The sequence below is a fragment of the Xanthomonas sp. NCPPB 1128 genome (assembly GCF_001043115.1).
Lineage (GTDB): Bacteria > Pseudomonadota > Gammaproteobacteria > Xanthomonadales > Xanthomonadaceae > Xanthomonas_A.
Genome location: NZ_LFME01000008.1, coordinates 54,291 through 75,175, shown reverse-complemented (window position 1 = coordinate 75,175; position 20,885 = coordinate 54,291). Strand labels below are relative to the sequence as shown.

Annotated in this window: 22 protein-coding genes, 2 tRNA genes and 1 other RNA gene; 9 read left to right on the top strand and 16 right to left on the bottom strand. The window is 70.9% G+C overall.

Features of this window, described 5'->3' with window-relative positions; all coding sequences use genetic code 11:
* The first annotated feature begins 83 nt into the window (after positions 1 to 83).
* Positions 84 to 656, top strand: coding sequence for a Maf family protein (locus tag ACP93_RS07865; protein ID WP_048490153.1), 573 nt, complete (start codon positions 84 to 86; stop codon positions 654 to 656).
* 268 nt (positions 657 to 924) lie between these two features.
* Here the strand turns inward: ACP93_RS07865 and ACP93_RS07860 are convergent, their stop codons facing one another.
* Genes ACP93_RS07860 through ACP93_RS07850 form a run of 3 tightly spaced genes read right to left on the bottom strand, consistent with a single transcriptional unit; the run spans position 925 to position 5,647 of the window.
* Positions 925 to 2,769, bottom strand: coding sequence for a glycosyltransferase 87 family protein (locus ACP93_RS07860; protein WP_082143394.1), 1,845 nt, complete (start codon positions 2,767 to 2,769; stop codon positions 925 to 927).
* Entirely contained in the window at positions 2,766 to 3,752 is a 987-nt protein-coding gene (locus ACP93_RS07855; protein ID WP_048490152.1) for a glycosyltransferase family 2 protein, read from the bottom strand. The genes ACP93_RS07860 and ACP93_RS07855 overlap by 4 nt, the downstream gene beginning before the upstream one ends.
* A gap of 50 nt (positions 3,753 to 3,802) precedes the next feature.
* Positions 3,803 to 5,647 (bottom strand): glycosyltransferase family 39 protein, encoded by a 1,845-nt coding sequence (locus ACP93_RS07850; RefSeq protein WP_048490151.1) that lies wholly within the window; start codon positions 5,645 to 5,647, stop codon positions 3,803 to 3,805.
* Between the two features lie 36 nt (positions 5,648 to 5,683).
* On the opposite strand from ACP93_RS07850, the gene ACP93_RS07845 reads away from it, so the two are divergent.
* From ACP93_RS07845 to ACP93_RS07830, 4 genes are read left to right on the top strand one after another with little or no spacing between them, the layout of a single operon-like run.
* Complete coding sequence (locus ACP93_RS07845; protein ID WP_048490150.1) at positions 5,684 to 6,637, top strand: AAA family ATPase; 954 nt, start codon at positions 5,684 to 5,686, stop codon at positions 6,635 to 6,637.
* Positions 6,638 to 6,642: 5 nt separating this feature from the next.
* Positions 6,643 to 7,599 (top strand): DUF58 domain-containing protein, encoded by a 957-nt coding sequence (locus ACP93_RS07840; RefSeq protein ID WP_048490149.1) that lies wholly within the window; start codon positions 6,643 to 6,645, stop codon positions 7,597 to 7,599.
* Complete coding sequence (locus ACP93_RS07835) at positions 7,592 to 9,541, top strand: transglutaminase TgpA family protein (RefSeq protein ID WP_048490148.1); 1,950 nt, start codon at positions 7,592 to 7,594, stop codon at positions 9,539 to 9,541. Before ACP93_RS07840 ends, ACP93_RS07835 begins: the two co-directional genes overlap by 8 nt.
* Complete coding sequence (locus ACP93_RS07830; RefSeq protein ID WP_048490147.1) at positions 9,538 to 10,056, top strand: Slp family lipoprotein; 519 nt, start codon at positions 9,538 to 9,540, stop codon at positions 10,054 to 10,056. The genes ACP93_RS07835 and ACP93_RS07830 overlap by 4 nt, the downstream gene beginning before the upstream one ends.
* An 81-nt stretch (positions 10,057 to 10,137) precedes the next feature.
* On the opposite strand, the gene ACP93_RS07825 is transcribed toward ACP93_RS07830, so the two are convergent.
* From ACP93_RS07825 to dnaX, 4 genes are all read right to left on the bottom strand, one after another.
* Positions 10,138 to 10,485 carry a histidine triad nucleotide-binding protein gene (locus tag ACP93_RS07825; protein WP_048490146.1) on the bottom strand — a complete coding sequence of 116 codons (348 nt, stop codon included), beginning with the start codon at positions 10,483 to 10,485 and terminating at the stop codon, positions 10,138 to 10,140.
* 75 nt (positions 10,486 to 10,560) lie between these two features.
* Complete coding sequence (gene recR, locus ACP93_RS07820) at positions 10,561 to 11,175, bottom strand: recombination mediator RecR (protein ID WP_048490145.1); 615 nt, start codon at positions 11,173 to 11,175, stop codon at positions 10,561 to 10,563.
* Positions 11,176 to 11,391: 216 nt separating this feature from the next.
* Positions 11,392 to 11,712: a YbaB/EbfC family nucleoid-associated protein gene (locus tag ACP93_RS07815; RefSeq protein ID WP_048490144.1), complete on the bottom strand. Its 321-nt coding sequence runs from the start codon at positions 11,710 to 11,712 to the stop codon at positions 11,392 to 11,394.
* Between the two features lie 6 nt (positions 11,713 to 11,718).
* Positions 11,719 to 13,578, bottom strand: coding sequence for a DNA polymerase III subunit gamma/tau (gene dnaX / locus ACP93_RS07810; RefSeq protein WP_048490143.1), 1,860 nt, complete (start codon positions 13,576 to 13,578; stop codon positions 11,719 to 11,721).
* A 235-nt stretch (positions 13,579 to 13,813) separates the two neighbouring features.
* On the opposite strand from dnaX, the gene ACP93_RS07805 reads away from it, so the two are divergent.
* Positions 13,814 to 13,906, top strand: a tRNA-Ser gene (locus ACP93_RS07805).
* A gap of 260 nt (positions 13,907 to 14,166) precedes the next feature.
* An RNA gene (ffs, locus tag ACP93_RS21060) (signal recognition particle sRNA small type) lies at positions 14,167 to 14,263 on the top strand.
* Positions 14,264 to 14,472: 209 nt separating this feature from the next.
* On the opposite strand, the gene ACP93_RS07800 is transcribed toward ffs, so the two are convergent.
* From ACP93_RS07800 to ACP93_RS07770, 7 genes are read right to left on the bottom strand one after another with little or no spacing between them, the layout of a single operon-like run.
* On the bottom strand, positions 14,473 to 14,919 hold the full coding sequence (locus tag ACP93_RS07800; RefSeq protein WP_048490142.1) for a molybdenum cofactor biosynthesis protein MoaE: 447 nt from the start codon (positions 14,917 to 14,919) through the stop codon (positions 14,473 to 14,475).
* 3 nt (positions 14,920 to 14,922) lie between these two features.
* Positions 14,923 to 15,168: a MoaD/ThiS family protein gene (locus ACP93_RS07795; RefSeq protein WP_048490141.1), complete on the bottom strand. Its 246-nt coding sequence runs from the start codon at positions 15,166 to 15,168 to the stop codon at positions 14,923 to 14,925.
* The gene (gene moaC / locus ACP93_RS07790) at positions 15,165 to 15,683 is read right to left on the bottom strand and encodes a cyclic pyranopterin monophosphate synthase MoaC (RefSeq protein ID WP_048490140.1); all 519 of its coding nucleotides are present in this window, start codon (positions 15,681 to 15,683) and stop codon (positions 15,165 to 15,167) included. Before moaC ends, ACP93_RS07795 begins: the two co-directional genes overlap by 4 nt.
* Positions 15,684 to 15,714: 31 nt before the next feature.
* Positions 15,715 to 16,089 carry a nuclear transport factor 2 family protein gene (locus tag ACP93_RS07785; protein ID WP_048490139.1) on the bottom strand — a complete coding sequence of 125 codons (375 nt, stop codon included), beginning with the start codon at positions 16,087 to 16,089 and terminating at the stop codon, positions 15,715 to 15,717.
* A 3-nt stretch (positions 16,090 to 16,092) separates the two neighbouring features.
* Positions 16,093 to 17,127 carry a GTP 3',8-cyclase MoaA gene (moaA, locus tag ACP93_RS07780; protein WP_048490138.1) on the bottom strand — a complete coding sequence of 345 codons (1,035 nt, stop codon included), beginning with the start codon at positions 17,125 to 17,127 and terminating at the stop codon, positions 16,093 to 16,095.
* Positions 17,124 to 17,882, bottom strand: a complete 759-nt coding sequence (locus ACP93_RS07775; protein WP_048490137.1) for an MBL fold metallo-hydrolase — start codon at positions 17,880 to 17,882, stop codon at positions 17,124 to 17,126. Before ACP93_RS07775 ends, moaA begins: the two co-directional genes overlap by 4 nt.
* Entirely contained in the window at positions 17,882 to 18,631 is a 750-nt protein-coding gene (locus tag ACP93_RS07770) for a 3-deoxy-D-manno-octulosonic acid kinase (protein WP_048490136.1), read from the bottom strand. Before ACP93_RS07770 ends, ACP93_RS07775 begins: the two co-directional genes overlap by 1 nt.
* Positions 18,632 to 18,651: 20 nt before the next feature.
* Here ACP93_RS07770 and ACP93_RS07765 point away from each other — a divergent pair, with 20 nt between their 5' ends.
* Together ACP93_RS07765 and ACP93_RS07760 are read left to right on the top strand one after the other, a co-directional pair.
* A complete protein-coding gene (locus ACP93_RS07765; RefSeq protein WP_048490135.1) occupies positions 18,652 to 19,701 on the top strand; it encodes a glycosyltransferase family 9 protein in 1,050 nt (349 codons plus the stop codon).
* A gap of 200 nt (positions 19,702 to 19,901) precedes the next feature.
* A complete protein-coding gene (locus ACP93_RS07760; RefSeq protein WP_048490134.1) occupies positions 19,902 to 20,156 on the top strand; it encodes a DUF2798 domain-containing protein in 255 nt (84 codons plus the stop codon).
* Positions 20,157 to 20,204: 48 nt separating this feature from the next.
* Here the strand turns inward: ACP93_RS07760 and ACP93_RS07755 are convergent, their stop codons facing one another.
* Complete coding sequence (locus ACP93_RS07755; RefSeq protein ID WP_048490133.1) at positions 20,205 to 20,609, bottom strand: DUF6165 family protein; 405 nt, start codon at positions 20,607 to 20,609, stop codon at positions 20,205 to 20,207.
* Positions 20,610 to 20,725: 116 nt separating this feature from the next.
* Positions 20,726 to 20,816, bottom strand: a tRNA-Ser gene (locus ACP93_RS07750).
* Between the last annotated feature and the right edge of the window lie 69 nt (positions 20,817 to 20,885).

Here is a 20,885-nt window from a genome sequence, read left to right as displayed (position 1 = left end):
GCCATCGGTCGGCTTGCCGGTCCGCGCCGGCCGCCGCAGACTGCCGGCCCCGGCCCGCCCGCAGCTGCCCTGCCCCACCGCCGATGCCGCCGCTGATCCTGGCTTCCACCTCCGCCTACCGCCGCGAACTGCTGGAGCGGCTGCGCCTGCCCTTCGACTGCGCGCGCCCGCAGGTCGACGAGACCCCATTGCCCGGCGAAGCCCCGCTGGCGCTGGCGCAGCGGCTGGCCGCGGCCAAGGCGGCGGCGGTCGCGGCCACTGCCGGGGAGGCCTGGGTGATCGGCTCGGACCAGGTCGCCGACCTGGACGGCCAACCGCTGGGCAAGCCCGGCGACGTGGCCGCGGCGCACGCGCAGCTGGCGGCCATGTCCGGGCGCAGCGTGCGTTTCCATACCGCGGTCTGCCTGCAACGCGGCGCGCGCACGCTGCATGCCTGCGACCTCACCGAGGTCCAGTTTCGCGACCTGCAGGCCGACGCCATCGCCCGCTACGTCGCCGCCGAACAGCCATTGGACTGCGCCGGCAGCTTCAAGTGCGAAGGCCTGGGCATCAGCCTGTTCCGCGCGATCCGCACCCAGGATCCGACCGCGCTGATCGGCCTGCCGCTGATCGCGCTGGCCGAGTTGCTGCGCGAGGCCGGCTATACCCTGCCCTAGGGCGTGCCATCCCTCCCCGAGCGCACCGCGCCGCGGTTGCGCGTGCCTGCGGCAAGGAAGCGCGAGGACGTGGACGTGGGTCCACGCCGGAGCGATGACACGGCCACGGGCGCGCGCAACCGTGGCCCTTCGGGTTGGGCCTGGCAGGCACGCTGCCGGCGCCGCGCGGCTTGACCTGACGGCCAGTCAGGCGCTGCGCCACGCAACGCCGGCAGCGCGCCTACCAGACCCAACGCGACGCGCTCGGGAAGGGATGACACGCCCTAGCTCACTGCAGCCGGCACCACTGGTACGGGAAACGCGCCTGGCCGACCCAGGACGCATAGAGCTGGCAGGACCCCGGCTGCAGGGCCAGACCGTAGCGGGCCAGTTGCTGCGCGGCCAGCGCCTGGGTCTGGCGGTCCGCGGCGGCGACATCCACGGCCCGTTCCGGCAGCAGCACCCAGCGGCAGCGGCCGGCGCCCACCTCCACGCCCGCGCGCACCGGGCGGTGCGCCAGGCGCCGCATCAGTGCGCAATCAGGGCCGCGATCCAGGCCCAGGCGCGCGGCCACGGCATTGAGCCGCTGCAGGCGCTCGACATTGCGATCCACTTCCGCCGGCAGCATCGCATAGCCCTGCCCGCGCGCTGCCAGCATCGCGCGCACCCGCGCGGCATAGGCCGGCGTTTCCGGGAAATTGGAGGCAACCGAGGCGTACGCCGCCCGCTCGGGCAGGAACGGGATGCGCCAGGACTCCGGCGCATCGCCGACCAGCAGCACCAGACTGCGCTCCGGCTGCGGCATCGGCGGCGCCTGCACCCGGAACGCCTGCCGCGCCCAGCGCTCATGCCCCCATTCGCCCCAGCCGTACAGCGCAAAGGCCGCGCAGGCGATCAGGATCCAACGTGCCGCCGGGGCGGCGATGCGCGCCGGCAACAGGCGCCGCAGCCCGACCCACAGCAGCAGCGGCGCCAGCAGCTCCGGCACCACCAGATAGCGCTGGATGCTGAAGGTTGCCTGCCAGGCAACGAAGGCCACCAGCACGAACACCAGCACCGCACGCCACGCCGGCGCGACCACCTCCGCCGCCGCGGAGGCGCGCGGACGCCGCAGCACCCAGCGCAGCAGCGCGACCAGTCCCAACAGATACAGCAGCGGCCACACCAGTTGCCGCAGGCGCACCTCGCTGACCCGGTTCGGCGCCAGCGAGAACTGCAGCGGCCAGGTCAGCCATTCCCACAAGGTCTTCGGCAACCAACGCGTGTCGCTGACCGCCACCGGCTGCGCCAGGGGCGCCAGGAAATGGCTGTTGAACTGGGGGAACAGCGGATTGCCGAAGGTCTGCCAGACCCGCAGCAACCACGGCCCGGCCAGCAGCGCGAAACTGAGCAGCGCCACCGCAGTCAGCACCGCGGCACCGCCGATGCGCTGCCGCGGGCGCCCGCCGGCGACCAGCGCGGCCACGCCCAGGGCCAGCGCGAACAAGGCATTGGTCAACTTGCAGGCCATCGCCAACCCGAGCAGGGCGCCGGCCAGCGTCCACCAGCCCAGCGCCACGCCCTGCCCCGCGGCCTGCTGGCGACGTTGCGCATGCAGTGCGGCGAGCAGCGCGCCCAGCACCGGCAGCGCGCTGGTGTTGTCGGCCATGGTGCCGGCGAACTCGGACAGGAACGCGGCGCTGCACAGCCCCGCCAGCGCCAGCCACGGCACCAGCCGCGCGCGATCCAGCCGCGGGTCCAGCACCTGCCAGACGATGCCGGCCAGCAGCAGGAACGCCAGCGCGTGCAGCACGCCCATCACGAACCCGGCCAGCGGGGCAGGCAAGCCGACGAACAACGCGTAATGCAGCACGTCCAGCAGCGGATTGAAGTAACTCTGCATCTGCGCCGGCGCCAGGTCGATGCCGAGGCGGCCGTGCAATGCGGCGTAGCCGTTGTACAGGTGGTAATTGCGCAGGTCCCAGTTGGCGTCCTGGCCCAGCCACAGCGACAGCAGCCCGCCCAGCAGCGCCACCACGATGCCGGCGGCGATGACGTTGCCGCGGCTGTGGAAGGCGAAGCGGCGATCCAGCGCGGCCAGCAGGCGCTGGCGGCGCGTCGGGCGCGGCAGCGCAGCAGCAACGATCGTGCTCATGCGGCATCACTCCGCTGCGCACCCTGGGCATCCACAGGCCAGGCCGGGATCGCCAGGTAGGCCAAGCGCTTGGCCTCGATGCGGCCGCGTGTGACCGTGTCCAGGATCAGCCCGCAGGCCAGCAGCAGCACGCCCAGCAACACCAGCGCCGAGCACAGGATGGCGGTGGGGAAGCGCGGCACCAGGCCGGTCTGCAGATAGGTCTGCAGCAAGGGCACCGCCAGCCCCAGCGCCAGCAGCACGCAGGCGCCGAAACCCAGCGAGAAGAACAGCAAGGGCCGCTCGGCCTTGAACAGGCGCAGGATGGTCAACAGGATGCGGGTGCCGTCGTGCCAGGTGCGCAACTTGCTCTGCGATCCTTCCGGACGCGCGCCATAGGCGGTGTCCACCTCCGCCACCGGCATGCGCAGTTGCAGCGCGTGCACCGCCAGTTCGGTCTCGGTCTCGAAGCCGGCGGCATGCGCGGGAAACGACTTCACGTAGCGCCGCGAGAACACCCGGTAGCCGGACAGCATGTCGTCGAAGCTGCGCCCGAACAGGAAGCCCACGCAGCGGGTCAGCAGCACGTTGCCGGTGCGATGGCCGGCGCGATAGGCCGCCGCCGCGTCGCTGCGACGCGCACCGACCACCATGTCCAGGCCGTCGCGCAGCAGGCGCTCGACCAGCGCCGGCGCCATCGCCGCATCGTAGGTCGCATCGCCGTCGACCAGCACGTAGACGTCGGCCTCGATGTCGGCGAACAGGCGCCGCACCACGTTGCCCTTGCCCTGCAGCGCGACCTCGCGCACCGCCGCGCCGGCCGCACGCGCCCGGGCGATGGTGGCGTCGCTGGAATTGTTGTCGAACACGTGGATGCGCGCGCCAGGCAGATGCGCGGCGAAATCGGCCACGACCTGGCCGATGGTGGCCGCCTCGTTGTGGCACGGCACCAGCACCGCGATCCGCGGCGCGGCCGCGGGACGGTCGGAGGGGAAACTGGACATGGGCGGCGTGCGGTCCTGCGCGACGGCGTGGAAAGGCGCGCCATCCTAGCTCAGTGCGGGCGCAGCATGATCGGTTGTTCCCACCAGTCCTCGACGCTGCCGTCGCGGCCGTGCAGGCGCAGGCCCAGCCAGTGCGTGCCCGGCGCCAGGCCGCCTGCATCGACGGTGGCGCTGAAGCCGATGTTCGGATGGCCGGGATCGGTGGAGATCTTCCAGAACTTGGTGACGTCGTAGAACTCTCCGTAGTGCGCCTGCGCCGCGACCTTGCCGTCGAGCAGCACCTCGACCCGGTCGATCCCTACTCCGTCCTTGAACGCCCAGCCGGAGACGTCGACGCGGCGGCCGACGGTGGCGCCCACGTCCGGCGTGTTGAACCAGGCCATCGCCGGCGTGGTGCAGGGGCCGGCCGCGCGCTGCGCCGGCAGCGCGAACAGCAGGAAGCGCTGGCTGCCGTGGTCGCTGGACACCACCCGCGGCGGCGGCAGCGGACCGACCAGGTCGCAGACCGCGTGGTAGCGCTGCAGCAGCAGCCGGTACTTCATGTCGCTGGGCGAGAGCACCAGCAACCGCGGACCGTCGCGGTGACCGTCGCTGAGCAGTCCCCACTGCTGCAGCTGCGCGCTGCGCCCGTGCTTGTCGTTCAACGGATGCGGCAGCACCTGGATGTTCGGGTCGCGCAGTTCGAAGCCGAGTTCGGCGCCGACCTTGAAGTTGTCCGCCAGCACCTTGGTGCCTGCCGGCATCGCCGCCAGTTCGCGGCGCACCGCGCTGGCCAGCGGCCGCCAGCCGGCGAAGTTGCGCGGGTAGTACTTGTCGCCGGCGGCGTGCTCGCGCACCGCCGGCACCGACACCGCCAGGTAGTAGCCGAACGCGCCGACCAAGCCGAGCCCGGCCAGCAGCCAGGTGGCGCGGCGCAGCGGCTTGCTCCAGCCGTTGAGGATCACCGGCGTGGCGATCAGCAGCGCCAGATAGCCCGGCAGCGGCCAGTGGAAGCTGACCCGCTCGGCGTCGGTGAAGAACCCGAGCAGGAAGATGCCCAGCGTGGACACCCCGCCGAGCAAGCCGAAATAACGCCACTGCACCCGCGTGCCACTGCTGCCGCCGCGCGTGGCCATCAGCGCCACCTTGGTCATCGCCACCGCCAGCAGCGGCGTGACCAGCAGCAACTGGATCAGCACGAAGGCGATGCCGGCGGGCTGGAAGCTCCAGGGATGGCGATCGACCAACTGGAACTTGAGCCCGGCCTCGCCGTTGTCCACGTTCCAGGCCAGCAGCGGCAACCAGGCGACCATGCCCAGCGCCAACGCCACCCACACCTGCGGATCGCGCAGCATGCGCCGGCCCTGCGGAATCAGCAGCAGCGCGATCGCGCCGACGCCGATCACGCCGACGAAGCGGTAATGGCTCAGCGCGCCGATGACCAGGCCCAGCGCCAGCTCCACCGCGCTCATCGCATCGGTCTGGCGCAGCAGCCGCGCGGTGGCATCGATGCACAGGATCGTCGCCAGCGCCATCGGCACGTCCGGCAGCGCCAGGATGCCCAGGGTGCCGGACAACGGCATCAGCAAGGCCAGGCTGCCGGCACGCCAGCCCGCCACCGCACCGAACCAGCGCGTGGCGATGCGCGCGATCAGCCACGGCATGGCCGCGCCCAGCAGCAGGAACGGCGCGCGCAGCGCCAGCAGGTGATCGCCGCCGAGCGCCACGCCCAGCCGCGCCAACCACGCGGTCAGCCCGGGCAGATCCGAATAGGCCAGCGCCAGATGCTGTCCTTCCTGCCAATAGAACGCCTCGTCGACGAACAATGGCAGGCGCGCGGCGACCAGCAGTTTGGCGGCGGTGACGAGCGTCCACAGCACGATGAAGACACTGCGTGCACGTTGTTCCCCTTGCATTGCCCGTACACTCCCTGAAACCGTTGCGAGACTGCGATGCCTACTCCGCTCCGCTTGCCGGAAATGCTAACCGATACCTTGCGCGAGGCGCTCACGCGCGCCCAGCAGCAGGTCAATTCGCTTGTCCTGGGCAAGCCGCAACAGGTACGCATGGCGTTTGTCGCCCTGCTGTCCGGCGGACATCTGCTGATCGAGGACCTGCCCGGCCTGGGCAAGACCACGCTGGCGCATGCGCTGGCGGCGAGCCTGGGGCTGGGCTTCCAGCGCGTACAGTTCACCTCGGATCTGTTGCCGGCCGATGTGCTGGGCGTGTCGGTCTACGACGCGCAATCGCGCCAGTTCCAGTTCCACCCGGGGCCGGTGTTCACCCACGTGCTGCTCGCCGACGAGATCAACCGTGCGCCGCCGCGCACGCAAAGCGCGCTGCTGGAAGCGATGGCCGAACAGCAGGTCACCCTCGACGGCACCACGCACCCGCTGCCGTCGCCGTTCTTCGTCATTGCCACGCAGAACCCGGTGGACCTGTCGGGTACCTTCCCGCTGCCCGACTCGCAACTGGACCGCTTCCTGCTGCGCCTGGCGCTGGGCTATCCGAACGCCGAGGCCGAACGCGCGCTGCTCAGCGGCAGCGACCGCCGCGACCTCATCGCACAGGCACAGCCGCTGCTCGGCGAGGCCGACATGGCCACGCTGCGGCAGGGCGTGGAGCAGATCCACGCCAGCGAGGCGCTGGTCGGCTACGTGCAGGCACTGCTGGCGCGCAGCCGCCAGCACCCGGGCGTGCGCGTCGGCCTGTCGCCGCGCGCCGGCATCGCCCTGCTGCGCGCGGCCAAGGCGCATGCGCTGCTGCTCGGGCGCGGGCACGTGCTGCCCGACGACGTGCAGGCGCTGTTCGTGGCCGTCGCCGAACACCGCCTGGTGGCCGAACAGGAATCGGCCTCCGGCCAGGCCCTGGCCAAGGCGATCCTGCACAGCGTCGCGGTGGACTGACGCCGATGCCGGGCGGGCGGCGCGACTGGCGGCAGCGACTGGCGCAGTTGGCCGCGCCGCGCGCGCCGGAAGCGTTGCCCGTCCATCTGGACCGGCGCCGCATCTATATCCTGCCCACGCCGTTCGGCGGCTTCCTGGCATTGCTGCTGGCGGCGATGCTGCTCGGCGCGTTGAACTACAACAACAACCCGGCGCTGCTGCTGGCGATGCTGCTCGGCGCGGCAGCGATGGCCAGCGCCATCGTCGCCCACCTGCAGTTGTCCGGGCTGCGACTGGAGGCGCTGTCGGCCGAGCCGGTCGCCGCCGGCCAGCCGCTGCGCCTGCGACTGGCGCTGGCCACCGCCGACGGCCGCCGACGGCGCGGCCTGCGCGTGCGCCACGGCGCCGCGCACACCTATCTGGATCTGCTCGGCGACGACCACAACGCCGCCGACCTCGAGGTGCCCACCGAGCGCCGCGGCTGGCTCGACCTGCAGCGCATCCAGATCTCCACCACCCAACCGCTGGGCCTGCTGCGCGCCTGGGCCTGGTTCTGGCCGGACACCCCGCTCCTGGTCTACCCGCAACCGGAGGCCGACGGTCCACCGCTGCCGGCCGGCGCGGGTACCCCGACCCAGACCCGCCTGCACGCGCTCGGCGAGGAACTGCACCAACTGCGTCCCTACCGTGCTGGCGACGCACCGCGGGCGATCGCCTGGAAGCACTCGGCGCGCCGCGACACCCTGCTGGTGCGCGAGTACGAACGCCCGATCGGCGTGGACGTGGTGCTGGACTGGCGCACGCTGCCGGCCTTGCCGCACGAACGCCGCATCGCGCGGCTGGCGCGCTGGGTCGAGGACGCCGAACGCGACGGCCGCCGCTATCGTTTGCTGCTGCCGGGGCAGCCGGCGCTGGGCCCGGGCCGCGGCCCACAGCACCGGCATCTGTGTCTGCGCGCGCTGGCGCTGCTGCCGCATGGCTGAGCCGCGTTCGCCCGCGCTGCATGCCGCCAGCCGTGCCTGGGCGCTCGGCGCGGCGCTGCTGGCCTTGCTGCCGCTGCTGCTGCAGTTGCCTGCGACACTGGCCTGGCTGATCGCACTATCTGCGCTGCTGATCGGCGCCAGTTCGGCGTGGCGGCCGCTGCCGGCGCTGCTGCGCCTGGCCCTGGTCGCGGTGATGCTCGCGGCGCTGTACTGGCAGGTCGGCCTGCGCTTCGGCCGCGACACCGGCTGCGCGTTGCTGGCGGCGATGCTGGCGATCAAGCCCTCGGAACTGAAGAGCCTGCGCGATGCGCGCAGCTTGCTCGGCTTCGCCCTGTTCGCGCCGTTCGCCGCCTTCCTGCTCGACCAGGGACCGGTGACGATGGCGCTGGCGCTGGCCGCAGTGATCGCGGCGCTGCTGTGCATGCAGCGCCTGGCCGACCAGGAAGGGCACAGCGCGCGCCGCCCGCTGCGCGGGCAACTGCGCGGCGTCGGCCGCCTGCTGGCGCTGGGCCTGCCGCTGGCGCTGGCCGCGTTCTGGCTGTTCCCGCGGCTGGGCTCGCCGCTGTGGGGCGTACCGGAACGTGCGCTGGGCCGTCCCGGCCTGTCGGACACGATGAGCCCGGGGCAGTGGCTGGACCTGTTGGCCGACGACACGCCGGCATTGCGTGTGCAGTTCTTCGGCCCGGTCCCAACACCGGCGCAGCGCTACTGGCGCGGGCCGGTGCTGTGGGATTTCGACGGCCGCACCTGGCGTGCGCAGCGCGACAACGCCTGGGCACCGGCACCGCCGATCCAGCTCGCACCCGGCGGCTGGGACTACCAACTCGAGGTGGAACCGACCGACCGCCGGCAATTGGTCGCCCTGGACCTGCCGCGGCAGGCGCCGGCCGGCACCCGGCTGACGGCCGACGCCGTACTGCAGACCGAGCGCCCGCTCAGCGCACTGACCCGCTGGCGGCTGCGGTCGGCGCTGCCGCAGCGGGTGGAGCCCGATCTCGCGCCGGCGCAACGGCAGCGCGCGCTGGCGCTGCCGCCGGGCTACAACCCGCGCACCCTGGCGCTGGCCCGGCAATGGCGGCAGCAGGCCGGTGCCGACGATGCGGCGATCGTCGCCCGCGCCCTGCAATGGATCCGCCGCGACTTCGCCTACACCCTGGAGACGCCCTTGCCCGGCCGCGACGGCGTGGACGAGTTCCTGTTCCAGCAGAAGGCCGGGTTCTGCCAGCACTTCAGTTCGGCGTTCGTGGTGCTGATGCGCGGCGCCGGCATTCCCGCGCGCGTGGTCACCGGCTATGCCGGCGGCACCCGCAACCCGTTCGGCGACTACTGGGTGGTGCGGCGCATGGACGCGCACGCCTGGGCCGAGGTGTGGCTGCCGCAACGCGGCTGGGTGCGGGTGGACCCGACCGCGGCGGTGGCGCCGGAAGGCATCTACGACACCCTGGAGGACCGCCTGGGCAGCGGCGGCGGTACGCAAGGCGATGGCGCCGACTGGCGCTGGCGCGATCTCGCCGACTGGGCGCGGCGCGGCTGGAACGACCTGGTGCTGTCGTTCGATGCCAACCGCCAGCAGCGCCTGCTCAGCCAGTTCGGCGTGGCGAAGTTGGAGCCCGGCCAACTGGTGGCGCTGTTCGCCGGATTCGCCGCCTTGCTGCTGGGTGCGATGGCCTGGTGGCTGGCCCGCGGTGAGCGCGAACGCGATCCCTTGCTGCGGGCCTGGCGGGGACTGGGCCGGCGCTACGCCAAGCGCGGCCAGGGCCGTGAACCGCACGAGCCGGCGCTGGCGTGGGCGGCGCGGGTGCAGCAGGAAACCGGCGATGCAACCCTGATTCCACTCAGCCAGCGTTTCGCCGATGCGCGCTACGCTGGCGCTGATTCGGACAGCGCTTCATTGTTGCGCGACCTGCGCAGGCACCGTCCGCCAACTGGAGCATCCCGATGAAGATTCGCCTGCTGTTCCCCGTGATCGCTGCGTTGGCGCTCGGCGCCTGCGCCACTGCTCCCAAGCCGCTGCAGGGCCAGTTCGCGCCCGTCAGCCCGCGCGATTCGGTCGCCGGCCAGCAGGCCGGCGCGCCGGTGCGCTGGGGCGGCAAGATCATCAAGACCACGCCCGGCCAGGGCCAGACCTGCTTCCAGATGCTGTCGCGCCCGCTCAATGCCAGCGGCCGTCCGGACAGCAGTTCAGCCGACGCCAGCGATGGCCGCTTCATCGCCTGCCGCGCCGGCTTCTACGACCCGGCGGTGTTCGAGCCCGGCCGCGAGGTGACCTTCATCGGCCACGTCTCCGGCTACGACAACACCCGCATCGGCGAGTACGACTACCGCCTGCCGAAGATGGATGCAGACGTGGTGTACCTGTGGCCGGTGGTGCGTCAGGTCGAAGTGGTGCCCGCCTACCCGTACGGCCCCTGGGGCGGCCCGTGGGGTCCGTGGGGTCCGCGCTGGGGCTGGTGGTAAGCCTGCCGCGTTCGCCGTAACGAAAAACGCCGCTGACCCAGCGGCGTTTTTTTATGCCTGCACGTTTGTGCCCGCCGTGGCTCAGGGCGTACCGAAGCGCCCCAGCGGCGCGCCGGCGAGCAGATGCAGGTGCAGATGGAACACGGTCTGTCCAGCGTGCTCGCGGCAGTTGATCACCACCCGATAGCCGTCCTGCGCCAGACCCTGCTCGCGCGCGTAGCTGGCCGCGGCCAGCACCAGCCGGCCGACCAGGGTCGCCTGCTCCGGCGCCAGCTCGTCCAGGGTCGGAATCTCCACCTGCTTTGGGATGAAGAGCACATGCACCGGCGCCTGCGGCGCGATGTCCTTGAAGCCGAGCACGGCGTCGTCCTCGTAGACGATGCTGGCCGGGATTTCGCGACGGATGATCTTGCCGAAGATGGTGTCCATGAAACGCGCCCGGAACGAAAGAAGGGGCCGCCGTTATAGCCCAATTCGGCGTCGCGCCGCAGCCGCGTGCAGCGCTTACTCGCTGGCGCCGGCGCGCGGCACTTCGCTGCGGCTGCCAAAGGCATGCGACAGCGTGCCGCGATCCACGTACTCCAGCTCACCACCCAGCGGCAGGCCCTGCGCCAGCCGGCTCGGCCGCACGCCGTGCTGACGCGCCAGTTGCGCCAGGTAATGCGCGGTGGCCTCGCCTTCGACCGTGGAGTTGGTGGCGATGATCAGCTCGGCGACCTCGCCCTGCGCCAGCCGCGCCGCCAGCCGATCCAGGCCCAGCTCGCGCGGGCCGATGCCGTCCAGTGGCGACAGCCGGCCCTGCAGGATGAAGTACAGCCCGCGGTACCCGGTGGCGTGCTCGATCGCCAGCCGGTCGGCCGGCGATTCCACCGCGCACAGTTGCTGGCGGTCGCGCGCGGGACTGGCGCAGATCGCGCAGACCTCGGTTTCGCTGAAATCGCGGCATTGCGCGCAATGGCCGATGCGCTCGATCGCCTCCTGCAACCGCTCGGCCAGGCGCTGCCCGCCCTCGCGCTCGCGCTCGAGCACGTGGTAGGCCATGCGCTGCGCGGTCTTCTGGCCGACGCCAGGCAGCACGCGGAACGCATCGATCAGTTGTTCGAGCAGCGGCGAGCTCATTGCGGTTGGGGATTGGGGATTGGGGATTGGGGATTCGCAGGGAAAACATCGCTGTCACGCGATGTTCTTGTAGGAGCGGCTTCAGCCGCGATGGGCATTACCGGTAACGCCCGTCGCGGCTGAAGCCGCTCCTACGAAGGCAATTCACCGAAGGAGGAGGGGCAGCGCACTCGCGGGAAACCACGAATCCCGAATCCCCACTCCCAAATCCCGGCCTCAGAACGGCAGCTTCATGCCCGGCGGGATCGGCATGCCGGCGGTGGCCGCGCCCATGCGCGCCTTGGACTCGGCATCGATCTTGTTGGAGGCGTCGTTGAAGGCGGCGGCGATCAGATCCTCGGCCATTTCCTGGTCGGCCAGGATGCTCGGATCGATCCGCACCTTGCGGCACTCCTTGGCGCCGGTCAGGGTCACGTTGACCATGCCGCCGCCGGCGCTGCCGGTGACTTCCAGCTGGGCCAGCTCTTCCTGGGCGCGCTGCAGGTTTTCCTGCATCTTCTGCGCCTGTTGCATCAGTTGGGCGATATTGCCGCGCATCGTGGCTCACTCATCGTAGGGACGGATGGAATCGGGGACGACCCGCGCGCCTTGCTGCTGGATCAGCGCCTGCACCGCCGGGTCGTTCAGGAACGCGGTCTCGGCCGCGTTCTGGCGCTCGCCGCGTTGCCGATGCGAGCGCTCATGCAGGGTTTCGGCATCGACCGCGATGCCGCTTTCGATGACGATCTTCGGGCGCTGGCCCAACGCATCGGCCAGCGCCGCGGCCAGTTCGCCGAGCGAGCGTTCCGACTGCAGATATTCAAAGCCCGCCGACAGCGACAGCCGCAGCACGCCCTCGGCATGGCTGACGAAGGCGGCATTGGCGGCGAGCTGCCGCGATGGGCCGGTCAGGCTGCAATCGGCGACCAGTTCGAGCCAGTCCTCGGCACTGTGCAGCGCGCGCGGCAGGTCGGACACGGCGGCGTGGGTGCGCGGGGTCTGTGCCAGCGGCGGCACCATCGCCATTTCCGGCTCGGCGGCCGTGGCTGAGGCCGGGACGACTGCTGGCGCCGGAGTCGCGATGGGCGCGGGCGGCGCAGGGCGCGCTGCCGGCGGATCCCATGGCGGATCCAGCGGGGCCGCGGCGACGCTGGGCGCAGCCGTTACAGGCGCAGCGGGGACCGGCACCGGCGTGGCAACGACAGGCGCCGCCGGGGTAGCGGCAGCCACCGTGGCTGGTGCCGCCATCGCCGCAGCAGGCGCACTGGCCGCAGCGGCCGACGCATTGCCGTGTCCTTGCGTGGTCGCACCGGTCGCGGTGCCAGCCGGCAGCGCCGCCGCGCCCATCGGACGGAACGCCAGCATGCGCAGCAGCGCCATCTCGAAGCCGGCGCGCGGGCTCGGCGCCAGGTACAGGTCGCGGCGCCCGTTCAGCGCCATCTGGTACCACAGCTGCACGATCTCCGGGCGCAGGCGCTCGGCCAGCGGCGCCGGGTCCAGACCGTCCAGCGCGGGCATGGCGGCGCCGGGCACCAGTTGCCGCACCTGGATGCGATGCAGCGCCTCGGCCAGCGCCTCCAGCACCCCGCCCCAGTCTGGCGAGAACTCGGCCAGGCCAGCCACCACCTGCAGCAGCCGCTGCCCATCGGCCTCGGCCAGCGCGTCCAGCATCGCGCCCACCTGGGTGCGGTCGACCGTGCCCAGCATCGTCCGCACGACGTCGTCGCGCAACGCACCGCCGGCATAGGCGATGGCCTGGTCGAGCAGCGACAGGCCGTCGCGCAGGCTGCCGTCGGCGGCCTTGGCCAACTGCACGATCGCCGAGGCATCCACCTCGATCTGCTCGGCGGCCAGGATCTTGGTCATCTGCCCCTGGATCTGTTCTTCGTCCAGGCGCTTGAGGTTGAACTGCAGACAGCGCGACAGCACCGTCACCGGCAGCTTCTGCGGGTCGGTGGTGGCGAGCAGGAACTTCACGTGCTCCGGCGGCTCTTCCAGGGTCTTCAGCAGCGCGTTGAACGCCGCCTTGGAGAGCATGTGCACTTCGTCGATCAGGTAGACCTTGAACTTGCCGCGCGAGGGCATGTACTGCGCGTTCTCGATCACCTCGCGCACGTCGTCCACGCCGGTGTTGGACGCGGCGTCGATCTCCAGCAGGTCGATGTAGCGGCCGGCATCGATGTCCAGGCAGGCCGCGCACTGGCCGCACGGATCGGCGCTGGTGCCCTGCTCGCAGTTCAGCGACTTGGCGAAGATGCGCGCGATGGTGGTCTTGCCGACGCCGCGGGTGCCGGTGAACAGGAACGCGTGGTGCACCCGGCCGCTGTCCAGCGCGTTGGTGAGCGCGCGGACCACATGCTCCTGCCCCACCAGCTCGGCGAAACGCTTGGGGCGCCACTTGCGGGCGAGAACGAGATAGGACATCAGGCGACCGTCTTCATCTGAACCGCCATTGTGCCACGGCGGGCCACCATGATCGTTCAGCCGCCCGGTCAGCCACCGTCACGCGCGCGCCGCCTCCGGCGCAGGGCGGACTGCGACGATGAATAGAGCGCAGATCAGCGCAGTTCACGCAACCGCGGTGGTTCGCCTTGTGAATGGCCGCCATGACGGCTAGAATTCCCGCCCTTGCCCGGACCGCATGGCCCGCGCCAGACCCGGAGAGGTGTCCGAGTGGTTGAAGGAGCACGCCTGGAAAGTGTGTAAGCGTCTAAACCGCGCTTCGGGGGTTCGAATCCCCCTCTCTCCGCCAGATTGAAAGTGTTGAGATGGCCCAGTCGCGTGAGTTTCGCCGGCGCCTGGGAGGGGGTGAGAACCCTCGGGTTCGACAGGTGGCGTAGCCACCTGCACGGCGAAGCCGCCCGTAGGGCGAGGCATCGAAGATGCCGAGTGAATCCCCCTCTCTCCGCCAGATTCGAATGCGTTTTTCCCGCGCAGACTTCCTTCGCCGCAGGCGGAAAAGTCTAAAGAGGAAGACCGCGCCACTGGCGCGGTTTCGTCTCTATGGTGGCCCCGTCGGCCCCTCGCGACGCTAGGTCGAAAACCCCGCCAGGGCCGGAAGGCAGCAACGGTATCGATCGACGCGGGCGCCGAGGTCAGCCGGCGGGGTTACCACCCTTCTACGACGACGAACGATTAGCCTCGATCGCAAGCAACTGCTGCGCCTGCAGAAAGCAACAGCCATCCCAGCGTGTCATTCGTTCCGGCCGTGGCGACGGCACAGAAATCCGCACAGCGGCAGGCTATGCCGGGCGCGGTCAGCCGGCGGGGTTACCACCCTCCTCTACGAAGACACGATCAACCCCTGATCGCGCGCCGCTATTCGCGTTGCGACGCCTGCACCTCCGGATGCAGCCAGCCCGCGTCGCCGTCGCGATAGCGTTCGCGCTTCCAGATCGGCACCCGTGCCTTGACCTCGTCGATGACGTAGCGGCAGGTGTCGAACGCGGCCCCACGGTGCGCAGCGGCCACGCCAACCCAGACCGCCAGATCGCCGATCGCCAGTTCGCCGACGCGGTGCACGCAACGCAAATCGAGGACGGCGAAGCGGGCCAGGGCCTCGTCGACGATGCGCTGCCCCTCGGCTTCGGCCAGCGCGGCATAGGCCTCGTAATGCAGGCCGTCGACCGCGCGGCCGTCGTTGTGGTCGCGCACCCAGCCTTCGAAGCTGGCGTAGGCACCGGCCTGGGCGTGCGCCAGCGGGGCGCGCAGCGTGGCGATGTCGAGCGGTTGGTCGGCCAGCCGGAAACGCGGTTCGGTGGACATGGCTCAGCCTCCCGAGACCGGCGGAATGAACACCACTTCGCTGCCGTCGCGCACCGCCTCGTCCCAGCCGACGAAGGCGCCGTCCACCGCCACCCGCAACCGATCCAGCGGCCAGCGCAGGCCATGGCGAGCATCGAGTTCCGCATACAGCGCGCGCAGGTCGGGCGCATCGGTGCGCACCTGTTCGCGCTCCAGGCCGGCGGCTTCGCGCAAGCTGGCGAAGTACAGCACGGTCACCTCGGCGCTCATGCCACGCTCCCGACGTCGCGCTTGCCGCCGCGCTTGCCGACCAGCCGCACCGGGCCGATGGTCATTGCATGGGTCAGCGCCTTGCACATGTCGTAGACGGTCAGCGCGGCGACGCTCGCGCCGGTCAGCGCCTCCATCTCCACGCCGGTGCGGTGTACGGTGCGCACCGTGCACTCGATACCCAGCACCTGCGGCGAGCGCCAGTCGCTGGCGAAGCGGCAGCCGTCGATCGGCAGCGGATGGCAGAACGGAATCAGTTCGTGGGTGCGCTTGACCGCCATGGTGCCGGCGATCACCGCGGTGTCGACGATGCCGCCCTTGGCGCTGCGCAGCGCATCGGCGCGCAATTGCGCGGCCACGGCGGCGGGAAAGCGCACCTGCGCCTGCGCCACCGCCACGCGCGCGGTGGCGGCCTTGGCGGAGACGTCGACCATCGTCGGCAGCCCCTGCGGGTCCAGGTGGGTCAGCGCCGGCGCGGTCGCGCGCGCGGACGTGGCGGAGGTCTTCTTGGTCATGGACTGCGCTGCCGCTCCTACGGCGCGATCTTCAGGCGCCGCCGGGAATCGGCGTGCCCTGGTGGAACAGCATGCGCCATCGGCCGTCGCGATACTGCCAAAGCGAACTGCGCAGCGCCTGCCGCGGCGGCTCGCCACCGCCGCTGCGCTCGCTGCGATAGCGCACTTGCGCCAGCTCCGGCGCCAGCGACTGCACCTGGATGTCGAAGGCGCGATAGCGAAAGGCACCCGACTCGGCCGGCAGCGTGTGCAGCACCGCCGGCTTGTCGAAGCAACGGCCGGAGGCGCCGAACTCGACGAAGGCGTCGTCGAGCAATTCGGCCACGCGCGCCGCCGAGGCCCGCACTGCCGGCTCCAGCAATTCCAGCTCCAGCGCGACCAGCGCGCGTTGCACTGCGGTGTCCATCGCTCAACCGCCGATCAGGAACATTTCGACGTGCTTGCCGCGCGTGGCCGTCGCCGCGCCACGCAATTCGCTGTAGCGATCGTCGCGGCGCTCCCAAAGCGCGCGCACCCGCTCGGCCAGCGCGTCCTCGCCGCCGGCCAGTGCCGGCCGCAGGTCGGTGCCCTCGCCCGCAAACAGGCAGGTGTAGAGATGGCCATCGGCAGACACGCGGGCACGGTGGCAGTCGCCGCAGAATGGCGTGCTGACCGAGGTCACGAAGCCGAGCTCGCCACCACCGTCGGCGAAGGCGTAGCGCGCAGCGACCTCGCCGGGATAATGCGGCGCCAGCGCCTGCAGCGGCCAGCGCGCGGCGATGCGGTCGCGCAGCTCGGCGGCCGGCACCACCCGTTCGCGGCGCCAGGCGTTGCAGGTCCCCACGTCCATGTACTCGATGAAGCGCAGCACGTGGCCGCTGCCGCGGAAATGCGCCAGCAACGGCAGCACCTGGTCGTCGTTGATGCCGCGCTGGACCACGCAGTTGAGCTTGACCGGCCCGAACCCGGCTGCGACCGCCGCGTCGATGCCTTCCAGCACCTGGGCGATCTCGCCGCGGCCGCCGGACAGTTGCCGGAACACCGCCGGCGCGATCGCATCCAGGCTGACCGTGACCCGGCGCAGGCCCGCCTCGCGCAAGGCCTGCGCGTGCCGCGCCAGCAGCGCGCCGTTGGTGGTGATGGCCAGATCTTCCACGCCGGGGATGCGCGCCAGCCGCCGTACCAGTTCGGGCAGATCGCGGCGCAGCAGCGGCTCGCCGCCGGTCAGGCGCAGCTTGTTGACGCCGTTGCGCACGAAGGCGCGGGCCACCGTTTCGAGTTGCGCGAACGACAGCCGCGATGCGGCATCGAAGCCGTAGTCGTCCGGCACCTTGTCGGCAGGCATGCAGTAACCGCAGCGAAAGTTGCAGGCCTCGATCACCGACAGGCGCATGTCGCGCAACGGCCGCCCGCGCCGGTCCGCCGGCGTCGTCGACGCAAGCGGTGGGCGCGGCAGCGCGTTCATCCTGCCGGCACCTGCGGCGCGCGCGGCGCGGCCAGCGCCACCCGCTCGCCCGGCTGCGCCACGCGGTGGCCGCGCGCACGCAGGGCCTCGGCATCCTCGGCGCTGGCGTAGTGATAAAGCATGGTTCGTTGCAGCAGCTCGGCGGGATACTCCCGCTCCAGGTCGTCCACGCCAGTATGCGACGGGTTGCCGTGAAGACCGCAGTCGTGGGCCACCAGCTCGCCGTCGTCGGCATACCGGTTCAGCATTTCCGGGATCGGCCGGGTGTCCCCGCTCCACACCAGCGCGCCCTGCAGGCGCAGGCCGTAGGCGGTCTCCGGCCAGTGGTGGCGCGCCGGGAACACCTCCAGGCGCACGCCTTCATGCCAGAACGCATCGCCCACCGCGATCAACTGGAACGCGTCCCAGAAGTTGGCGCCGCCCTCGGCCAGCACGTTCGGATAGTCGGCCACCCGGCGGTGCAGCAGCGGCAGCACCGTGGCCGGCACGTATAGCCGCACCTTGCCGCGGCGCTCGGAGAAATAGCTGTCCACGAACAGCCGCTCGAAGCCGGCAACGTGATCCAGATGCACATGGGTGACGAACAGCGCCTGCGGCATCGCGCCGTAGTGCGCCTGATAGGCGGTCAGCCCCTCGCCGCCGCAGTCGATGGTCAGCCACGGCCGGCCATCGCGCTCGATGGTGGCCATCGGCGAGCCCAGCGTCACCGCCGAGGCATTGCCCACGCCCTGAAAGCGCAGCGCCCAGTCCGTCATCAGCAACCACGCTCCCAGGCCAGGTCGTAGGCGCGGCGCAGGCGGGCATAGTCCTTCTCCACCGCATCGACGCTGCGCTCGCCGCGCAGCTTCATCAGCGAACGGCGCAGCCGCTTGAGGTTGCGCTCGCGCCAGCGGGTGGCGGGAATGCGCAGTACGCCGCGGTCGAAATCGATCAGCCAGCCGCGGCCGTTGCCGTCGAACAGGATGTTCTGCGCATTGAGGTCGGCGTGGTCGAGGCCGGCGCGATGAAAGCGCGCAATCAGCCGCCCCGCTTCCTCCCACGGGGCGCCGCGGCCGGCCACATGCGCGCGCTCGGCCAGCGAGCGCACGCCCTCCAACCGCTCCATCAGGATCGCCGCGCGGTAGCGCAGCCCCTGGCGTAGGTAGCAGGCCGCCAGCGGCCGCGGCACCGGCAGCTTGCGCGCGATCAGCGCACGCATCAGCCGGAACTCGGCGAAGCTGCGGGTGCGGTCGGCGCCGGTCCACAGGTAGCGATCGCGCACCAGCTTGGCAACCAGCCCGCCGCGGCGGTACTGGCGCAACACGCAACTGCCGAACGGGGCATCGACGAACCAGGCGCCGCCGCGGCCGCCGGCATCCACCGGGCGCGCGCGCTCGCCCCAGGCGACGGCGGAGAACAGCGCCGGTTCGGCTTGCCGCAGTCGTTCGCGGTCGAACAGAATGGCGCCGTAGCCGCGGCCCTCGCGGTACGGCGTCAGCGCTTCGGTGGCGTCGAATGCAACCATCCAGCGAGTCTAACAACACCATGCCGGCAACGCTCCCTTCGTTGTGCCTGTTGCGCCTGTCGGCGCTGGGGGACGTGACCCACGTGGTGCCACTGGTGCGAACCCTACAGCGCGCCTGGCCGCAGGCGCCGGCCCTGCACTGGATCATCGACAAGGCCGGGCACAAGCTGCTGGAAGGCCTGCCGGGCGTGGTGTTCCACCCCTACGACAAGCGCAGCGGCGTGGCCGGCATGCGCGCATTGCGCCGTGACCTGCCGGCACAAGGTTTCGACGCGCTGCTGCAGATGCAGGTGGCGCTGCGCGCCAACGTGCTGTCGGCGTTCGTGCCGGCGCGCCGCCGCATCGGCTACGACCGCAGCCGCTCCAAGGACCTGCACGGGCTGTTCGTCAACGAACGCATCCCCGACCGCCCCGGCATCCACGTGCTGGACGCGATCGGCAGCTTCTGCGAGCCGCTGGGTCTGCGCCAGACCGAGGTGCACTGGGACCTGCCGGTACCCGAGGACGCCCATGCCTGGGCGCGCGCGCAATGGCCCGAGGATGGCCGCCCGGCGCTGCTGATCTCGCCCTGCTCCAGCCACCAGCGCCGCAACTGGTATGCCGATCGCTACGCCGCGGTGGCCGACCATGCGGCCGCGCAGGGCTGGCGGGTGGTGCTGTGCGGTGGGCGCAGCGATCTGGAGCGCAGTACCGCCGACGCCATCGTCGCGGCGGCACGCACGCCGGTGCTCGACCTGGTCGGCCGCGACACGCTCAAGCAACTGCCGGCGCTGCTGCAGCGGGCGGCACTGGTGCTGACTCCGGACTCTGGCCCCATGCACATCGCCAACGCGATGGGCACCAAGGTGCTGGGTCTGCACGCGGCCAGCAACCCGCGCCGCAGCGGCCCGTATTCGGACATCCGCTACTGCGTGGACAAGTACGACGCCGCCGCGCGTAAGTATCTCGGCAAGCCGGCCGCGCAGGTGAAGTGGGGCAGCAAGATCGAGTTCGACGGCGTGATGGACCTGATCGGCGTGGACGACGCGATCGCCGCGTTCGAACGTTACCGCGCCGACCACGGCCACTGAGCCCGGTTGCGGCGCGCCCGGCGCCGCTCTACCATCCGCCGCGCGTCCTGCCGCCGACCTGGCCTGCAGGAGCCGCCGTAAGCGTTTACGTCAATCAACGCGCCAACTGCGCCGGATCCGTCCGGGGCTGTTTCCCGCCCGGGCCTGGCAGGCCGCTGGTGGGTGGCGCCTTCGATCGACCGGCTTACGGAGAGTCCGCAATGTCACGTTCCCCGCTGTTTTCCCGCAAGCTGTCCGCGCGCCATGTCGCCTGGGTGACCCCGTTGCTGCTGTCGGTGCTGATGACCTGCATCGTCTCGATGATCAGCACCCTGCGCAGCGTCGGGCTGGCGCCCGGCGTTGGCACGCTCTGGCTCGGTGCCTGGGCGCTGTCCTGGCTGGTCGCCTTCCCTACCCTGCTGCTGGTCCTGCCACTGGTACGGCGCCTCACCGGCCTGCTGGTCGCGCGCGACTGAGGTGTGCGCGGCGTTCCGGGAGACGGCAACGTCTCCCGGTCAACGCGCTCACGCCGAGGCGTTGCGGTAGTCCTGGTAGGACTTCTCTTCCACGTAGCTGGAGCCCAGGGCCAGGTTGATGTCCTTCTTGAGCCGTGCGCGTTCGTCGTTTTCGTAGTACACGCTGCGCGCCAGCTTGATGAACTCCTCGTCGAAGGCCTGCGCCTTCTCCTTGATCCGGATCTCGTCTTCGATCACCCACAGGCGCTCGTTGACCGCCTTCAGCTCCGCACGCAGGCGCGCTACGTCGCCGCCGGCGGCCGGATGCGCCATCCAGGTCTTTTCCAGCGCCGACAATTCCGCGCGCACGTTGGCGAGCTTGCCCGGATCCTCGATACGCTCGGACTTGATCTGCAGGATGGCGATCTTGTCGAGCAATTCGCCGAAGGACACGGGCACCAGGATTTCGGACATGGCAGACACCACAAACAGGAGAAGGGGAAGTGTAACGGCCGCGTCTTAAAGCGGTGTCGGCACGCTGTCGCGATCGCCGAAAAACAAAAGGCCCCTGACGGGGCCTGATGCGAAACTGGCGGGAAGGGGGGGATTCGAACCCCCGAGGCGCTATAAACGCCTGCCTGATTTCGAGTCAGGTACATTCAACCACTCTGCCACCTTCCCGGGTGGTCCCCGGCGGACCGGGGGCGTGCATCATACGGTCCCCGCCGCGCGCGGACAAGCGGCACGGCG

What these genes read in the sequence shown, in the direction of transcription:
- ACP93_RS07830 (WP_048490147.1), top strand. Translation starts at nt 9,538, where the DNA reads ATGAAGATTCGCCTGCTGTTCCCCGTGATCGCTGCGTTGGCGCTCGGC.
- ACP93_RS07760 (WP_048490134.1), top strand. Translation starts at nt 19,902, where the DNA reads ATGTCACGTTCCCCGCTGTTTTCCCGCAAGCTGTCCGCGCGCCATGTC.
- ACP93_RS07850 (WP_048490151.1), bottom strand. Translation starts at nt 5,647, where the DNA reads ATGCAAGGGGAACAACGTGCACGCAGTGTCTTCATCGTGCTGTGGACG.
- ACP93_RS07770 (WP_048490136.1), bottom strand. Translation starts at nt 18,631, where the DNA reads ATGGTTGCATTCGACGCCACCGAAGCGCTGACGCCGTACCGCGAGGGC.
- recR (WP_048490145.1), bottom strand. Translation starts at nt 11,175, where the DNA reads ATGAGCTCGCCGCTGCTCGAACAACTGATCGATGCGTTCCGCGTGCTG.
- ACP93_RS07795 (WP_048490141.1), bottom strand. Translation starts at nt 15,168, where the DNA reads ATGAGCGCCGAGGTGACCGTGCTGTACTTCGCCAGCTTGCGCGAAGCC.
- ACP93_RS07865 (WP_048490153.1), top strand. Translation starts at nt 84, where the DNA reads ATGCCGCCGCTGATCCTGGCTTCCACCTCCGCCTACCGCCGCGAACTG.
- ACP93_RS07840 (WP_048490149.1), top strand. Translation starts at nt 6,643, where the DNA reads ATGCCGGGCGGGCGGCGCGACTGGCGGCAGCGACTGGCGCAGTTGGCC.
- ACP93_RS07785 (WP_048490139.1), bottom strand. Translation starts at nt 16,089, where the DNA reads ATGGACACCGCAGTGCAACGCGCGCTGGTCGCGCTGGAGCTGGAATTG.
- ACP93_RS07765 (WP_048490135.1), top strand. Translation starts at nt 18,652, where the DNA reads ATGCCGGCAACGCTCCCTTCGTTGTGCCTGTTGCGCCTGTCGGCGCTG.
- dnaX (WP_048490143.1), bottom strand. Translation starts at nt 13,578, where the DNA reads ATGTCCTATCTCGTTCTCGCCCGCAAGTGGCGCCCCAAGCGTTTCGCC.
- ACP93_RS07835 (WP_048490148.1), top strand. Translation starts at nt 7,592, where the DNA reads ATGGCTGAGCCGCGTTCGCCCGCGCTGCATGCCGCCAGCCGTGCCTGG.
- ACP93_RS07860 (WP_082143394.1), bottom strand. Translation starts at nt 2,769, where the DNA reads ATGAGCACGATCGTTGCTGCTGCGCTGCCGCGCCCGACGCGCCGCCAG.
- ACP93_RS07855 (WP_048490152.1), bottom strand. Translation starts at nt 3,752, where the DNA reads ATGTCCAGTTTCCCCTCCGACCGTCCCGCGGCCGCGCCGCGGATCGCG.
- ACP93_RS07775 (WP_048490137.1), bottom strand. Translation starts at nt 17,882, where the DNA reads ATGACGGACTGGGCGCTGCGCTTTCAGGGCGTGGGCAATGCCTCGGCG.
- ACP93_RS07815 (WP_048490144.1), bottom strand. Translation starts at nt 11,712, where the DNA reads ATGCGCGGCAATATCGCCCAACTGATGCAACAGGCGCAGAAGATGCAG.
- ACP93_RS07825 (WP_048490146.1), bottom strand. Translation starts at nt 10,485, where the DNA reads ATGGACACCATCTTCGGCAAGATCATCCGTCGCGAAATCCCGGCCAGC.
- ACP93_RS07845 (WP_048490150.1), top strand. Translation starts at nt 5,684, where the DNA reads ATGCCTACTCCGCTCCGCTTGCCGGAAATGCTAACCGATACCTTGCGC.
- ACP93_RS07800 (WP_048490142.1), bottom strand. Translation starts at nt 14,919, where the DNA reads ATGTCCACCGAACCGCGTTTCCGGCTGGCCGACCAACCGCTCGACATC.
- moaA (WP_048490138.1), bottom strand. Translation starts at nt 17,127, where the DNA reads ATGAACGCGCTGCCGCGCCCACCGCTTGCGTCGACGACGCCGGCGGAC.
- ACP93_RS07755 (WP_048490133.1), bottom strand. Translation starts at nt 20,609, where the DNA reads ATGTCCGAAATCCTGGTGCCCGTGTCCTTCGGCGAATTGCTCGACAAG.
- moaC (WP_048490140.1), bottom strand. Translation starts at nt 15,683, where the DNA reads ATGACCAAGAAGACCTCCGCCACGTCCGCGCGCGCGACCGCGCCGGCG.